13 protein-coding genes are annotated in these 15,376 nt (G+C 70.6%); 10 read left to right on the top strand and 3 right to left on the bottom strand.

Going from position 1 to position 15,376, the window contains the following annotated elements; translation table 11 throughout:
* Positions 1–5 precede the first annotated feature (5 nt).
* From ASF87_RS00935 to ASF87_RS00910, 6 genes are read left to right on the top strand one after another with little or no spacing between them, the layout of a single operon-like run.
* Positions 6–953 carry an ABC transporter permease gene (locus ASF87_RS00935; RefSeq protein ID WP_056373500.1) on the top strand — a complete coding sequence of 316 codons (948 nt, stop codon included), beginning with the start codon at positions 6–8 and terminating at the stop codon, positions 951–953.
* Entirely contained in the window at positions 950–1,843 is an 894-nt protein-coding gene (locus ASF87_RS00930) for an ABC transporter permease (protein ID WP_056373498.1), read from the top strand. The genes ASF87_RS00935 and ASF87_RS00930 overlap by 4 nt, the downstream gene beginning before the upstream one ends.
* Entirely contained in the window at positions 1,840–3,468 is a 1,629-nt protein-coding gene (locus tag ASF87_RS00925) for a dipeptide ABC transporter ATP-binding protein (RefSeq protein ID WP_056373495.1), read from the top strand. The genes ASF87_RS00930 and ASF87_RS00925 overlap by 4 nt, the downstream gene beginning before the upstream one ends.
* Entirely contained in the window at positions 3,465–4,484 is a 1,020-nt protein-coding gene (locus tag ASF87_RS00920; RefSeq protein WP_056373494.1) for a putative FMN-dependent luciferase-like monooxygenase, read from the top strand. Before ASF87_RS00925 ends, ASF87_RS00920 begins: the two co-directional genes overlap by 4 nt.
* Entirely contained in the window at positions 4,481–5,071 is a 591-nt protein-coding gene (locus ASF87_RS00915) for a CMD domain protein (RefSeq protein WP_056373492.1), read from the top strand. Before ASF87_RS00920 ends, ASF87_RS00915 begins: the two co-directional genes overlap by 4 nt.
* Positions 5,068–5,664 (top strand): alkylhydroperoxidase domain protein, encoded by a 597-nt coding sequence (locus ASF87_RS00910; protein WP_056373490.1) that lies wholly within the window; start codon positions 5,068–5,070, stop codon positions 5,662–5,664. The genes ASF87_RS00915 and ASF87_RS00910 overlap by 4 nt, the downstream gene beginning before the upstream one ends.
* A gap of 10 nt (positions 5,665–5,674) precedes the next feature.
* Here ASF87_RS00910 and ASF87_RS00905 read toward each other — a convergent pair whose 3' ends face one another.
* Both ASF87_RS00905 and hrpA read right to left on the bottom strand, forming a co-directional pair.
* A complete protein-coding gene (locus ASF87_RS00905) occupies positions 5,675–6,619 on the bottom strand; it encodes a quinone oxidoreductase family protein (protein WP_056373488.1) in 945 nt (314 codons plus the stop codon).
* Between the two features lie 9 nt (positions 6,620–6,628).
* Complete coding sequence (hrpA, locus tag ASF87_RS00900) at positions 6,629–10,519, bottom strand: ATP-dependent RNA helicase HrpA (protein ID WP_056373487.1); 3,891 nt, start codon at positions 10,517–10,519, stop codon at positions 6,629–6,631.
* Between the two features lie 25 nt (positions 10,520–10,544).
* Between hrpA and ASF87_RS00895 the strand changes: the two genes are divergently transcribed.
* From ASF87_RS00895 to ASF87_RS00880, 4 genes are all read left to right on the top strand, one after another.
* Positions 10,545–11,732 carry a heparan-alpha-glucosaminide N-acetyltransferase domain-containing protein gene (locus ASF87_RS00895; protein ID WP_235558836.1) on the top strand — a complete coding sequence of 396 codons (1,188 nt, stop codon included), beginning with the start codon at positions 10,545–10,547 and terminating at the stop codon, positions 11,730–11,732.
* On the top strand, positions 11,729–12,565 hold the full coding sequence (locus ASF87_RS00890) for an aldo/keto reductase (protein ID WP_056373483.1): 837 nt from the start codon (positions 11,729–11,731) through the stop codon (positions 12,563–12,565). Before ASF87_RS00895 ends, ASF87_RS00890 begins: the two co-directional genes overlap by 4 nt.
* A 76-nt stretch (positions 12,566–12,641) precedes the next feature.
* Positions 12,642–13,211, top strand: coding sequence for an FMN reductase (gene msuE / locus ASF87_RS00885; RefSeq protein WP_042537450.1), 570 nt, complete (start codon positions 12,642–12,644; stop codon positions 13,209–13,211).
* 37 nt (positions 13,212–13,248) lie between these two features.
* A complete protein-coding gene (locus tag ASF87_RS00880; protein WP_056373481.1) occupies positions 13,249–15,048 on the top strand; it encodes a thioredoxin domain-containing protein in 1,800 nt (599 codons plus the stop codon).
* 4 nt (positions 15,049–15,052) lie between these two features.
* On the opposite strand, the gene ASF87_RS00875 is transcribed toward ASF87_RS00880, so the two are convergent.
* A complete protein-coding gene (locus tag ASF87_RS00875) occupies positions 15,053–15,271 on the bottom strand; it encodes a hypothetical protein (protein ID WP_056373480.1) in 219 nt (72 codons plus the stop codon).
* Positions 15,272–15,376 lie beyond the last annotated feature (105 nt).

Below are 15,376 nucleotides of genomic sequence, written 5' to 3'. Positions count from 1 at the left end.
CATCGATGAACTTCGTCCTCCGACGAGCCGGGCAGGCCGCGATCGTCCTGATCGCGGCCTTCACGGCCACCTTCTTCCTGCTGCAGCTGCTGCCGGGCGACGCGATCCTGATCAAGTTCTCCGACCCCAGTCTCGGACTGTCGCCCGAGCAGCTCGACGGGATCCGCGCCACCTACGGCACCGACCTGCCGTGGTGGCAGCAGTACCTGCACGCGGGGCTCGGGTTCCTCGGAGGCGACTTCGGCTTCTCGACGCAGTTCGGCACCCCGGTGCTGACGATGCTCGGCGAGGCGCTGCCGTCGACGCTGCTGCTCGCGTCGCTCGGACTCGTGGTGGCGCTGCTGATCGCGGTGCTCGTCGCAGGGCTCTCGTCGCTCGCACCGTTCGCGTGGCTGCGCGACGGCATCCGCCAGGTGCCGGGCCTGTTCGTCGCCGTGCCTGTGTTCTGGCTCGGCATCCTGCTCATCCAGGTCTTCTCGTTCGGCCTCGGCTGGGTGCCGGTCGTCGGCGCCGACCCGGTCGCGGGGCTCATCCTGCCGGTGCTCACGCTCGCGGTGCCGATCTCGGCGCCGCTCGCACAGGTGCTGGTCCGGGCGATCGACCAGGTGCAGGCGCAGCCTTTCATCACCGTCGTGCGCGCCAAGGGCGCGCCGCCGTCGTGGGTCCTGACCCGCTCGGTGGCGCGCAACGCGGCGCTGCCGACGCTCACGATCGCCGGCGTGCTGTTCGGCGAGCTGGTCGGTGGTGCGGTCGTCACCGAGACCGTGTTCGGCCGCACCGGCATCGGCAGGCTCACCGAACAGGCGGTGTCCAACCAGGACATCCCGGTGCTGCAGGGCGTCGTGCTGCTGTCGGCGCTCGGATTCGTGCTCATCAGCTTCGCCGTCGACCTCGTCACCCCGCTGATCGATCCCCGTCAGCGCGCCCTCTCGAAGGCAGGAGTCTCGGCATGACCGTCGCCGCCATCGCCGCATCCGCCGACCCCGCCGTCGAGCCCCCACACGAGGATGCCGCGGCATCCGCCCCGAGCAGACGGTCCCGGCGGCTCGGGGCCCGACCCTGGGATCTCTACCTCGCCATCGCCGTGGTGGCTCTCGCGGTGCTCTGGGCGGTGATCCCCGGTGTCTTCGCCCCGGGTGACCCGCTCACCGGCACCCCTGCAGACAAGCTGCTGCCGCCGAGCGCGGCGCACTGGTTCGGCACCGACACCCTGGGGCGCGACCTGTTCGGGCGCGTCGTGCACGGCGCCGTGCACTCGCTCTCCGGCGCCCTCATCGCCGTCACGCTCGGCCTCGCGCTGGGCACCATCCTCGGCGCGATCGCCGGAGCCATCGGCGGCGTCGTCGACGACATCCTGATGCGCGTGGTCGACGTGCTGCTGGCGATCCCCGGCCTGCTGCTGTCGCTCTCGGTCATCATCCTGCTCGGCTTCGGAACCGTGAACGCGGCCATCGCCGTCGGTCTCGGCAGCGTCGCGGCGTTCGCCCGTCTGATGCGGTCGGAGGTCGCGCGGGTGCGTCGCAGCGAGTACGTCGAGGCGGCGTACGGCAGCGGTGGCACGTTCTTCACGGTGCTTCGCCGGCATGTGCTGCCCAACTCGCTCACCCCGATCGTGGCGCTCGCCGCACTGCAGTTCGGCACCGCGATCCTGGCGATCTCGACCCTCGGCTTCCTCGGCTACGGTGCTCCGCCGCCCACACCGGAATGGGGACTGCTCATCGCCGAAGGGCGCAACTACACAGCGACCGCGTGGTGGCTGACCGCTCTTCCCGGTCTCGTCGTGGTCGCGGTCGTGCTGAGCGCCAATCGCATCTCGCATCGCATCGGAAGGAGCTCACGATGACCGTTCTCGCCGTCGACGACCTCAGGGTCTCGTACGCCACCCGAGAGGGGCGGCGCGAGGTCGTGCACGGCGTCTCGTTCGAGATCGCCGAGGGCGAGGCGCTCGCGCTCGTCGGGGAGTCCGGTTCGGGCAAGTCGACCACCGCGCACGCCCTGCTCGGTCTGCTGCCGGCAGGTGGCAGGGTCGAAGGCGGCGCGGTGCGCCTCGGCGACCTCGACATCTCGGGCTGGTCGGATCGCGCGCTGCGCAGCATCCGCGGTCCTGAGATCGGTCTCGTCCCGCAGGACCCGGTGACCTCGCTCGATCCCGTGCGCACGATCGGCGCACAGGTCGAGGAGGTGCTGCGGCTGCACGGCCACCGCGACCGTCGGTCGCGCCGGACGCGGGCGATCGAGCTGCTCGAGCGGGTCGGCATCGACGACCCTGAGCTGCGCGTGCGCCAGTATCCGCACGAGCTATCCGGTGGCATGCGGCAGCGGGTGCTCATCGCATCCGCGATCGCCCTGCGCCCCCGCCTGCTGATCGCGGATGAGCCGACCAGCGCGCTCGATGCCACCGTGCAGCGCAAGGTGCTCGATCTGCTCGACGAGCTGCGCCGTGAGGAAGGCACGAGCATCCTGCTCGTTACCCACGACCTCGGAGTCGCCGCCGACCGTGCGCAGCGCCTGGTCGTGCTCAAGGACGGGCGCATCGTTGAGCAGGGCGCGAGCGAGAAGGTGCTCGCGTCCCCCTCAGACGGCTACACGAAACAGCTGCTCGCCGACGCCCCGGCGTTCGTCACCGGGTTCCGTCGGCCCGAGGCGCCGCCGTTCCTGCGGGATGCCGCGGCGGTGGCCGCCGAGAACCCGTTCGCGATCACCGCGACCGGACTCGTCAAGGAGTTCGCGGTCGCCCGACGCGAGCGCTTCCGTGCGGTCGACGACGTCTCGTTCCGGGTGCGCCGGGGCACGACGCACGCCCTGGTCGGCGAATCGGGATCGGGCAAGACCACGACCGCGCGCCTGATCACGCGGTTCCATCAGCCGGATGCCGGGGCGATCGAGATCGACGGCGAAGATGTCACCGGTCTGTCGGGGCAGCGCCTGCGCGCCCTGCGCCGCCGTATCCAGCTCGTCTACCAGAACCCGTTCGCCTCGCTGGACCCGCGGCAGCAGATCGTCGACATCATCGCCGAGCCGTTGCAGAACTTCGGTGTCGGGTCGCGCGCCGAGCGCAACGACCGCGCGCTGGCGCTGCTCGACAGGGTGTCGCTGCCGAGCGACGTCGCCCGGCGCACGCCGCGTGAGCTCTCAGGCGGTCAGCGGCAGCGGGTGGCGATCGCGAGGGCGCTCGCCATCGACCCCGAGATCGTCGTGCTCGACGAGGCGGTGTCGGCCCTCGACGTGACAGTGCAGGCGCGCATCCTCGAACTGCTCACCTCTCTGCAGTCGGAACTGGGGCTGACGTACCTGTTCATCTCGCACGACCTCGCCGTCGTGCGTCGGATCAGCCACACGGTCTCGGTCATGCGCCGCGGGCGCATCGTCGAGGAGGGCAACACCGAGGACCTCTTCCACGACCCGCAGCACGAGTACACCAGGGAGCTGCTCGCAGCCGTCCCCGGACGAACGGAGCAGCCCGCATGACCGGACCCACGATCGCCTTCTTCACACGTCTGCTCGATGACGCGCCTCCTGCCGAGCGGTATGCGCTCGCGACCGAGCAGATCCAGCACGCCGAGCAACACGGCGTCGGTCGCGCCTGGGTGGCGCAGCATCACTTCCGCGCGGCGGAGGGCGGGCTCCCTTCGCCCCTCGTGTTCCTGGCGAACGTCGCGGCGCAGACGTCGCACATCCGCCTTGGCACCGGGGTCGTCACGCTTCCGCTCGAAGATGCGGTGCGCGTCGCTGAGGATGCCGTGGTCGCCGACCTGCTCGCGGGCGGGCGCATCGATCTGGGGCTGGGAAGCGGCGGGACGCCGTCGTCGTTCATTCCGTTCGGCGAGGACGTGCGCGACAAGGCGCCGACCTACGACCGCAAGCTCCGCCTCCTCCTCGACGCGCTCTCGGGGCGCGACATCGGCGCGGACAACACTCTCTATCCGGATGCCGGCACGCTCGCCGACCGCATCTGGCAGGCGACGTTCTCGTCGCCGGGCGGTCACCGCGCCGGCATCCACGGGCACGGCCTGCTGCTCTCTCGCACTCAGCCGAGATCGGTCGATGCCCTGCACGCGCCCCTCTCGGCGCTGCAGGATCCGGTGATCGACGCATACCTCGACGCTCTGCCCGCGGGCATCGCTCCGCGGATCACCGCCTCGCGCACTGTGGTCGTGGCGGACGACCGCGCCGAGGCCCTGCGCTTCGCGGAGGTCGGCCTGCGCCGCGCCGCCGAGGGGTTCCGGCGTCAGGGGCAGACGATCCCTGGTGACGACCTCGACGAGCTGATCGTCGCGCTCGACACCCACCTCGGCACCCCCGAGCAGGTCGCCGAATCGCTCGCCGCCGACGCGACTCTCGCGAGGGCCACCGAAGTGGCGTTCCAGGTGCACTCGGTCGATGCGCCGCACGCGCACGTGCTGCGCTCGATCGAGCTTTTCGCCGAGCAGGTCGCCCCGGCTCTCGGCTACACCCTCACCGACACCATCAAGGAGAAGGCATGACCACCGACATCGTCGACCAGATCGTGGGGGTGACGCCCGAGCTCGATGCGCTGCGGCGCCGTCGCCCCGTCACCAGGGATCAGCTGCAGGCGAGCTTCGACGCGCTCTTCGCGCCCGTGTCGACGGAGGAGGTGTCGCGGGCCGAGCGCGAGCTGATCGCCGCCTTCGCCACGCGCCTCGCCGGTGACGACGATGCCACGGGCACGTTCTACGCCGACCGGGCGCTGGCAGTCGACCCGCAGCGCGGGGCGGTCGCGATCGCCGAGGCAGCGGATGCCGCGATCACCGGGCCCTTCGGCTCGTACACCGAGGTGGGGCTGCAGGCCGAGAACACCGAGGGCGAGCGCTACACGCCGTCAGCCGAGGTCGCCGGGGCGCTTGGCGAGCGTCTCGCCGCCGCGCTCGTGCACACGCATCTGCTCGTGTTCCGCCCGCGGGAGTCGTCGGCTGACGACATCCAGCGGCTGATCGACGCGGGGTGGTCGGCCGATGGCATCGTGACGCTGTCGCAGCTGGTGTCGTTCCTCGCGTTCCAGCAGCGCGTGATCACAGGACTGACCGCACTTCAGAAGGGAATCGCCGCATGACCGCTCTGCTGCATGACATCGCACCGCACCCCGAGGCATTCACCCGCGCCGAGGTCGGCTGGACGCCTCACCTCCCGCCGCTCGCCGAGGACGAGCTGACCGAGCGGCACTACGACGGGCTCGTCGACGCCTCGCGCGCGAAGAACGACTACTTCCGTCTGCTCGCACGCGACCCCGAGGTGCTCAGGGCGCGCACGCTCGTCGACAAGGACATCTTCTACAACGCCGCTGAAGGGCTGCCTCGCGCCGAGCGCGAGCTTTCGGCGACGGCCGCATCCCGTCGCAACGGCTGCGTGTTCTGCGCCTCGGTGCACTCGCGCTTCGCGGCGCACCACAGCAAGCGCGTCGACGACGTCGATCGCCTGCTCGACGAGGGCGTGGATGCCGACCTCGGCGAGCGGTGGAACGCCGTGGTGGCGGCGTCCGTCGCGCTGACCGACACCCCGAGTGCGTTCGGCGCCGACGAGATCGCCCGTCTGCGTGCGGCCGGCCTCGACGATCTCGAGATCGCCGACGTCATCCACGGGGCCGCGTTCTTCAACTGGGCGAACCGTCTGATGCTGTCGATCGGCCGCCCGGTCGCTCCTGCCTGATCGCGAGTCTCTACGGAATCAACACGATCTTGCCCGAGGCGGCGCCGGACTCCATGAGCTCATGGGCCTGCGCCGCCTCGGCGAGCGGCAGCTCGGGTCCGAGCTCGATGATGAAGTCTCCGGTCGCGAGCAGTTCGACGGTTGCGCCCAGGGCGTCGGCCCGCCACGCGAGCTCCTGCTCGGTGAGCGGCTCAGGCGAGCCGCCCGAGAAGGCGCGGATGCCGAAGGATGCGGCATCCGGTCCGCGCACGATCGTCGCGATGCGGTCGCGGTCGGCGACGAGTTCGAGCGACGCCTCGATGGCCTCATCGGTGCCTGCACAGTCGAGCGCGACGGTCACGCCGTCCGGTGCGGCCTCGCGCACGCGCTCGAGCAGACCGTCGCCGTAGGCGACCGGGGTCGCGCCGAGTTCGCGCAGCTGATCGTGCCGCGCGGGGCTGGCCGTGGCGATCACGGTGGCACCCCAGGAGACCGCGAACTGCACTGCCGCCTGGCCGACCGAGCCGGAGCCGCCGTGCACGAGCAGCACGTCGCCCGTCGCGACGTCGAGCGAGCGGAGCGCCTGGTAGGCGGTGCCGGCGGGGATCCCGATGCCGGCGCCCTCCGCTGAGGTGACCGCATCGGGTAGTGCCACGAGCTTCTCGACCGGCACGGCGAGCAGGCTCGAGTAGGTGCCGAGGGTGTCGCGGATCGCGACGCGGTCACCCACCGCGAAGCCGTCGACGTCGTCGCCGAGTGACTCGATCACCCCGGCGCCGTCGAAGCCGACGGCGCGGGGCTCGGTGATCGGCGGCGATGGCCGCTTCGCGCTGCGCAGCTTGGCGTCGATCGGGTTGGCCCCTGCCGCTTCTATGCGCACCACGGCCTCGCCGTCGAGCGCGATCGGATCGGGGACCTCGATCAGGTGCAGCACATCAGGGGAACCGAACTCTGTGTAGACGATCGCGCGAGCCATGCCCTCAGGCTACCCCCGGGATGCCAGCACCTTCATGATGCGCTGCGGCGAGACGGGCTGCGCGGTGCCGAGGCGCTGTGCGAACACGCTCACGCGATACTCCTCGAGCAGCCAGCGGGTCTCGACGAGCGCGGCGGGGGCTCCGGGCTCGAGCGGGATCGTCCCACCGGCATCCTCGAACACCTTCGCCATGCGCTCGAACTCGCTCATGCGCGTGCGGTCCTTGCCCGGTTCGTTCGCCAGGGTCTTCAGCCGGTCGAGCATGCCGTCGAGGTAGCGGGGGAAGTGCGCGAGGCGGTCGATGCCCGCCGCAGAGACGAACCCGGGATGCAGCAGCCCCGAGAGCTGCGTGCGGATGTCGTTGAGCGGCCCCAGCAGAGCGAGTGAGTTCTGCGACTTGATGCCGCGCTCGACGTCACGCGCCTTCGTGAGGATGCGAGCGACGAGCGAGACGCAGGCGAAGAGCTCGTCGACGAGTGATGCCGAGACGGCGTCGCGCACGCGCTCGAACTCGGCCTGGGTGCGCACGATGCCCCAGGGCGCCAGCCGGTCGATCGCGCTATGAACCACGGCCGCGCGGCAGTCCTCGATGAGGGCGGCTGCAGACTGATACGGCGACGCGGCCAGTGCGAGCTTCTCCTGGCTCGTGAGGTGCTGCTGCACGTACGACGAGGGTGAGGGCACGCCGAGCAGCACGAGGCGCCGCACGCCGGCCCGGGTGGCCGCGCTCGCAGCATCCGCCGTCGATTCGACCCGCACCGAGACGGTCTTGCCCTGATCCACGATCGCGGGGTACCCGCGCACCACACCACCGGCGACCCGGGTGTCGAGAACCTCGGGCAGGTCGCCGAACGTCCAGGCTGTCAGGCCGTCCTGCTCGATGGAGGCGGCGGCAGCCGCGGCCGGCTGTGGACCCTTCGACGGCCCCGGTCGGCGGGGCGGGGCCGCGATCGAGCGGGCCACGCTGCTGCGGGCCCGATCGGCGAGCTCCGCCTGCAGCGTGCTGAGGTCGCGGTTCGATCCTGCGACGCGTCCGCGCTCGTCGACGGCGCGGAAGTTCATGCGCAGGTGCGCGGGCACCCGGTCGTCCTCGAAGTCGGCAGCCGACACGAGCTGATTCGCCAGAGGCTGGATGAGGCGGGCGAGCGCCTCCTTCAGCGTGCGGCCCGGGAGGCCGCCGTGCGACTCGGGCCCGTCTCCGGCGAGCTCGACCCCGAACTTGTCGGCCCAGTCGGCCGCGGGCACCACATGGCGGCGGATCGCCTTCGGCAGCGCGCGGAGCAGTCCGGTGACGAGTTCCGCTCGCAGGCCGGGTACCTGCCAGTCGAACCCGCGATCCTCGATCTGCGCGAGCAGGGGGAGCGGGATCACGACGCTGACGCCGTCGTCGGCGGCTCCCGGTTCGAAGCGGTAGGCGAGCCCGAGCACCTGGTCGCCCTGCGTCCATCGCGTGGGGAACTCGCTCTGATCCGCTCTGCTCTCGTCGTCGAGCAGGTCCGCCTCGCGCATCACGAGCAGCTTCGGTGTGGCGGCCAGGGTCTCGCGCCACCACTTCTCGAACGAGCGCACGTCGAAGACCTCGGCAGGGATGCGCTCGTCGTAGAAGCGGAAGACCGCCTCGTCGCCGGCGAGGATGTCGCGGCGGCGTTCGCGTTCCTCGAGCTTCTCGAGGCGCTTGCGCAGCTCGGCGTTGCTGCGCCAGAACGCGCTGACCCGCTTGTCGATGCGGGTCGGGTCCCACTCGCCCTCGACGAGCGCATGCCGCACGAACATCTCGCGCGAGGCTGCGCGGTCGATGCGGGCGAACTGCACGCGACGGCGGGGGATGATCTCGACCCCGAACAGCGTCACCTTCTCGTAGGCGACAGCGGCCCCCGCATCCTTCGACCAGTGCGGCTCGGTGATCTGGCGCTTCGCGAGGTCGCCCGCGAGCGCCTCGGCCCAGGCGGGATCGATCGCGGCGACCGTGCGGGCGTAGGTGCGCGACGTCTCGACGATCTCGGCGGCCATGACCGCCTGCGGGGCCTTCTTGCGCAGCGCAGAGCCGGGGAAGATCGAGAAGCGGATGCCGCGGGCGCCGCGGTACTCCGCCATCCTCTTCTTCTTGGGATCGATGCCCTTGCCGGTGTTGCGCTCGTCGAGGATGCCGATCTGCGACAGCAGACCCGCGAGCAGCGCGCGGTGGATCGCATCCGGATCAGCCGTGCCGGTGCCTCGTGCGTCTTTGTCCTTCACCAGCGACCGCAGCTGACGGTGCACGTCGAACCATTCGCGCACCCGCACGTAGTTCAGGTGCTCCGAGCGGCAGAGCCGGCGGAACGCGCTCGAGCCGAGTTCGCGCTGCTGCTCTCTGAGATGGTTCCAGAGGTTCAGGATCGAGAGGAAGTCGCTCGTCGGATCGGCGAACCGGGCGTGCATGCGGTCGGCCTCGTCGCGCACGCTCTGCGGCGCCTCCTGCGAGGGGCGCTCGCGCACGTCCTGGATCGACATGCCGGCGACGATCGCGAGCACGTCGCGCGTGACGTCGGCCCCGCCGGGTCGTCCGGCCTCGATGAGCATGCGGGCGAAGCGGGGATCGATCGGGATGCGCGAGATGTCGCGGCCGATGCGGGTCAGGCGAGGGGTGTCACCGCTTCCGGTCACGGCGCCGAGTTCGGTGAGCAGATCGACGGCGGCCTTCACGCCGCGGGAGTCCGGGGGAGTGAGGAACGGGAATGCCGTGATGTCGCCGAACCCGAGCGACAGCATCTGCAGGATGACCGAGGCGAGCGACGTGCGCAGGATCTCGGGCTCCGTGAACTCCGCCCGACTCTCGAAGTCCTCTTCGCTGTAGAGGCGGATCGCGATGCCGTCACTCGTGCGCCCGGCACGGCCGGAGCGCTGGTTCGCGGAGGCCTGCGAGATCGCCTCGATCGGCAGCCGCTGCACCTTCGACCGGTTGCTGTAGCGCGAGATGCGCGCGGTGCCGGTGTCGATCACATACCGGATGCCGGGAACGGTGAGGCTGGTCTCGGCGACGTTCGTGGCGAGCACGACCCGGCGCCGCACCCCGGCGACGCGGCTCTTCTCGAACACCCGGTGCTGCTCGGCGGCCGACAACCGGCCGTACAGCGGCAGCACCTCGGTGGGGAAGCGATCCTTCGAGTAGGCGCCGCGCACGGCATCCGCCGCGTCCCTGATCTCCGCCTCGCCTGGCAGGAACACGAGCACATCGCCCGGTTCCTCGCGGTCGAGCTCGCGCAGCGCGGCGACGATCGCGGTGACCTCGTCGGCCTCCTCGGCGTTCTCCGTCTCCTCCGTCTGGGCGCGATAGCGGATCTCGACGGGGAAGGTGCGCCCCGACACCTCGATGACCGGCGCCGGCACGCCGTCGGGCGAGGCGAAGTGCCGGGCGAAGCTCTCGGGGTCGATCGTCGCCGAGGTGATGATCACCTTGAGGTCGGGGCGTTCGGGAAGGATCCGCACGAGGTAGCCGAGCAGGAAGTCGACGTTGAGCGAGCGCTCGTGCGCCTCGTCGATGATGATCGTGTCGTAGCGACGCAGCAGCCTGTCGCGGTGGATCTCGTTGAGCAGGATGCCGTCGGTCATCAGCGCGATGCGCGTCTCGTCCGACACCTTGTCGGTGAAGCGCACCTTGTAACCGACGAGGGTGCCGAGCTCGACCTGCAGCTCTTCGGCGACGCGTTCGGCGATCGTGCGGGCGGCCAGTCGACGGGGCTGCGTGTGTGCGATGCGCTCGCGCCCGAGGTCGAGGCAGATCTTCGGAAGCTGAGTCGTCTTGCCCGACCCGGTGGCTCCGGCGACGATGACGACCTGGTTGTCGCGGATGGCGTCGGCGATCTCGTCCCGCGCAGCGCTGACGGGCAGCTCGGGAGGATAGAAGATCACGGGGGAAGGCATAGAACTCCCATCGTACGATTCATCCGTGAGCACTGTGTCGAAGCCCCTTCCTGCAACGCGGTGGTTTCGAGAGTTCGGGCGGACCCCGCGCATCCTCGGCCTCGACGTCGCCCGAGGCCTCGCGATCCTCGGCATGGCCGGCGCGCACATCGGCGAGACCGAGGCGTTCGATCCGTTCGACCTGTCGACGTGGACCGACCTGGTGCACGGGCGCTCGTCGATCCTGTTCGCGGTGCTCGCCGGAATCTCGATCGCCTTGATGACCGGGCGCAGCGCGCTGCCGGACCCCGAGCGGATGCCGAGCATCCGCCTGCAGCTCGTCGGTCGCGGAGCGGTGATCTTCCTGATCGGTCTGGCGCTCGAGATGCTGAACACGCCGATCGCGGTGATCCTCACCCTCTACGGCCTTCTCTACGTGGCCGTCATCCCGTTCCTCCGGTGGCAGCCCTGGAAGCTGCTGATCGCCGCCGGCATCCTGGCACTCGCGGCGCCGGCCGTGCTCGCGCTGCTGGCCGCCCTCACGCTGTACCCCACCGGAGCGGGCATCAGCCTCGTGCTCTACGGCTCGTATCCGATCACGGCGTGGCTCGCGTTCGTCTTCGCAGGCATGGCTCTCGGGCGCCTGCACGTCGAGAAGCTCGAGACCGCGGCGATCACGTTCGGCGTCGGCGTGGGGCTCATGCTCGTCGGCTATGGGCTCGGCCTCGTCGGGGGTGTCACCGGCATCAGATCCTCCTCGTGGATGACAGAAGGAGAGGGCGCCGCAGGATGGAGCACCTACCCCGATGCGCTGGCCGCGGCGGACCCGGCTGGGGCCGTCGTCCGGGCGATCTTCGCCGTGGATCCGCACTCCGGCGGAACGGCCGAGATCCTGGGTTCCGGCGGGTTCGCCCTGTCGGTCATCGCGCTGTGCGTGCTGCTCAGCGGACCGCTGCGCGCGGTGCTGCTTCCGCTGGGGGCGTTGGGATCGATGCCGCTGTCGGCTTACAGTGTGCACGTCGCGTCGGTCGCGCTGATCGCAGGACCCGGCGGCTTCTTCTCGAGCAACGCGTTCTGGGCTGCCACCGCGATCGTGCTCCTTCTCGCCACGACGCTGTGGTCGATCCTGTTCGGGCGAGGGCCGCTCGAACGACTCGTCGGCTGGGCTGCGACGAGGATGGCCGCGGTTCCCCCTGGGCCACCTGTCATCACAGGTCGTAGGGTGGGACCATGACGATTCCTGCACTCGAACTGAACGACGGCCATTCCATCCCGCAGCTCGGCTACGGGGTGTTCAAGGTTCCGGCCGACGAGACCGAGCGCGCCGTGAGCGAGGCGCTCGAGATCGGCTACCGCCACATCGACACGGCCGCCATCTACGGCAACGAAGAGGGCGTCGGCGCGGCCATCGCCGCATCCGGCATCGCCCGCGACGAGCTGTTCATCACCACCAAGCTCTGGAACGACCGGCACCACGGCGAGGAGCCGCGTGCGGCGATCGGCGAGAGCCTCGAGAAGCTCGGTCTCGATGCGGTCGACCTCTACCTCGTGCACTGGCCCACCCCGGCCAAGGACGACTACGTGCACGCGTTCGCCAAGCTCATCGAGCTGCGCGACGCCGGCCTCACGCGCAGCATCGGCGTCTCGAACTTCCTGGTGCCGCACCTCGAGCGCGTCGTGGCCGAAACCGGCGTCACCCCGGCGGTCAACCAGATCGAGCTGCACCCCGCCTACCAGCAGCGCGACGTCGTGGACTGGGCGACCGGGCACGGCATCCGCATCGAATCGTGGGGGCCGCTCGGCCAGGGCAAGTACGACCTGTTCGGCACGCCGGCGATCGCCGAGGCTGCAGCGGCGCACGGCGTCACCCCCGCCCAGGCCGTGCTGCGCTGGCACCTGCAGAAGGGCTTCATCGTCTTCCCGAAGTCGGTGCGGGCAGAGCGTCTGCGCGAGAACCTCGACGTCTTCGGCTTCGAGCTGACCGACGCCGAGATCGCGAAGATCGACGCGCTCGACCCGCTCGACGGCTCGGGCCGTGTCGGCTCGCACCCCGACGACGTCAACTGAGGCGTCCCGTTTCGACAGATGACGCCCCGTGTCGCTTCGCGCGACACGGGGCGTCGTCGTGAGTAGCGTCAACGGCATGACTGCTCCCTACCGCGTCGTCGCCGTCTCCGGTTCTCTGCACGAGCCCAGCAAGACCACGGCCCTCATCCGTGCGATCGCGGGGGCGATCGCCGAGCGCGCCGAGGTCGAGATCGAGGTCATCGAGCTCACCGACATCGGTCCGTCGCTCGCGGGGGCGCTTCGTCGCGACCAGCTGCCGGCGAGCGTCGAGGAGAAGCTCGTGGCCATCGAGGCGTCAGACCTGCTGATCGTGGGCAGCCCCGTCTACCGCGCGTCCTTCACCGGCCTGTTCAAGCATCTGTTCGACTTCGTCGGCCAGTACGAGCTCGTCGGCAAGCCGGTGCTGCTCGCGGCGACCGGAGGAGGAGAGCGCCACGCGCTGATCATCGAGCACCAGCTGCGGCCGCTGTTCGCCTTCTTCCAGGCGCTGACGCTGCCGCTCGGCGTCTACGCCAGCGACACCGACTTCGACGGCTATGTGATCGCATCCGACGTGCTCCGCGCACGGATCGAGCTCGCCGCAGACCGCGCGCTGCCTCTCGTCGGCTACGCCGCTTCCCGGCCCGTGGAGCTGCTCGTCTCCTGACCGTCTCGTCGAGGCCCGACCGGCGTAGCGTGGGCGTATGACGAACCGGCTCGCCGACACGCTCAGCCCCTACCTCCGTGCGCACGCGGACAACCCCGTCGAGTGGTATCCCTGGGGGCCGGAGGCCTTCGCCGAAGCGCAGCGGCGCGACGTGCCGCTGCTGATCTCCATCGGCTATTCGACATGCCATTGGTGCCACGTGATGGCGAGGGAGTCGTTCGCCGACCCGCACACGGCCGCCCTGATCAACCGCGACTTCGTGGCGATCAAGGTCGATCGCGAGGAGCACCCCGACGTCGACGGTGCCTACATGGCCGCAGCGTCGGCGTTCACGCAGAACCTGGGGTGGCCGCTGACGGTGTTCACGACTCCGCGGGGCCGCACGTTCTATGCAGGCACCTACTGGCCGCCCGAGGCGCGACAGCCCATGCCCGCGTTCCGCGACGTCCTCGCGGCCGTGAACGAGGCCTGGACCCTGCGCCGGGTGCAGGCCGAGGAGTCGGCGGATGCCGTGACCGATGCGCTCGCCAGAGCGGGGGCCGCCGTGCCCTCGGATCTGCCTGACGCCGCGGCGCTCGCCGGGGCGGCCGAGGCCATCGCTGCACGCGAGGATCGGCAGTTCGGCGGGTTCGGCGCCGCCCCGAAGTTCCCCGTCGCGACGACCCTGGGCCTGCTGCAGACGCCGCTGGTGCGGCGGGAGGCTCCGGATGCCGCGGCCGCGGCCGATCGGGCGCTCGCCGCGATGTCGGCATCCGATCTGCGCGATGCCGACGGCGGTTTCTTCCGCTACGCGACGCAACGCGACTGGACCGTGCCGCATTACGAGCGGATGCTGACCGACAACGCCCAGCTGCTGCTCGTGGCACTGGATGCGGGGGACGAGTCGACCGCGCGCGGTATCGCGGACTTCCTCGTGGGCACTCTGCGCCGCGAGGGCGGCGGTTTCGGTGCCGCTCAGGATTCGGAGTCGTGGATCGACGGTCAGCGCAGCGAGGGCGGGTACTACCTGCGACCGGTGACCGAACGGGCGGCACTCGAGCCCCCGGCTGTCGACGGCAAAGTCATCACGGGCTGGAACGGGCTCGCCATCGGGGCGCTGGCGCGCGCCGGGTCGAGGCTCGGCGAGCCCACCTGGGTCGCCGAGGCGGAGGATGCCGCGGCATACGTGCTGCGGGTGAACCGCGACATGGCGGGCGCTCTGGTGCGCGCGTCTCTCGACGGCGTCGCGTCGCAGGCCGTCGCGACCGCCGCTGATGTCGCGCTGCTCGCCGACGGGCTGTTCTCGCTCGCCGCCGCGACCGGCGATCCTCGATGGGCCGTCGAGGGTCGCGACCTGCTCGATGTGGTCCTCTCCGGCATCCAGGGCGATCCGCTGCTCGCTGAGCACGGCATCGCGGCCGCGCCCGATCAGACCGACGGAGACCTGCCTTCGGATGCGGCCGCGGTCGCCGCCGCATCGCTCACGGCCTGGCGGCTCGGTGCAGGGGACCGCTATCGCGAAGCCGCGGCAGTGCGAGTGCGGGAGCACGCCGGCTCGGCGATCGGTCAGCCGTTCGCGCACGGCAGCCTGCTGCGGGTCGCTGCGGGGCTCGTCGATGCCCCGAGGCAGGTGGTCGTCGTCACCGAGGCACCGCAGGGTGCTCTCGCATCCGCTGCTCGTCGGGCAGACGCCGATGTCGTCGCGATCGTCACCGCCGAGCAGGCGTTGGCATTCGCGGACGCCGGCTTCGAGCTGTTCGAGGGCAAGGGGACTGGCGGCGAGCAGGCGTTCGACTGCCGCTCGTTCGTGTGTCGGCTCCCCGTGAGCGATCCCGCCGAGCTTCCCCTCGCGCGGTGAGCACTCAGCGAGCGTTGCGCGGGTGTTCCCGCGCGGTGCGCTCGGTGCCGCGGCGGTAGTTCCCGGTCAGCCGCGCCATCAGCAGCTGCGCATCGCCCTGATCCACCTGAGCGAGGAACCCGCTCGCCGTGGCTCCGCGCAGCACGGCCGCAGTGACCCCGTGGTGACGGATCACGACGTCGTCGCCACGCACCGTGAACTCGAAACTTGAGGCGCTGCCCATCCTGTGATCGTAGACCGCCCGCCGCGCCGCGCATGACTGTGCAGTCTGCTCGCCTCTTCCGCGATTCCACCTCGCCAGTTGCGCGCGTTGCGCACCGCATGCTGC

Source organism: Microbacterium sp. Leaf161 (assembly GCF_001423645.1).
GTDB lineage: Bacteria > Actinomycetota > Actinomycetes > Actinomycetales > Microbacteriaceae > Microbacterium > Microbacterium forte.
This window is presented reverse-complemented; position numbering and strand designations above follow the sequence as displayed.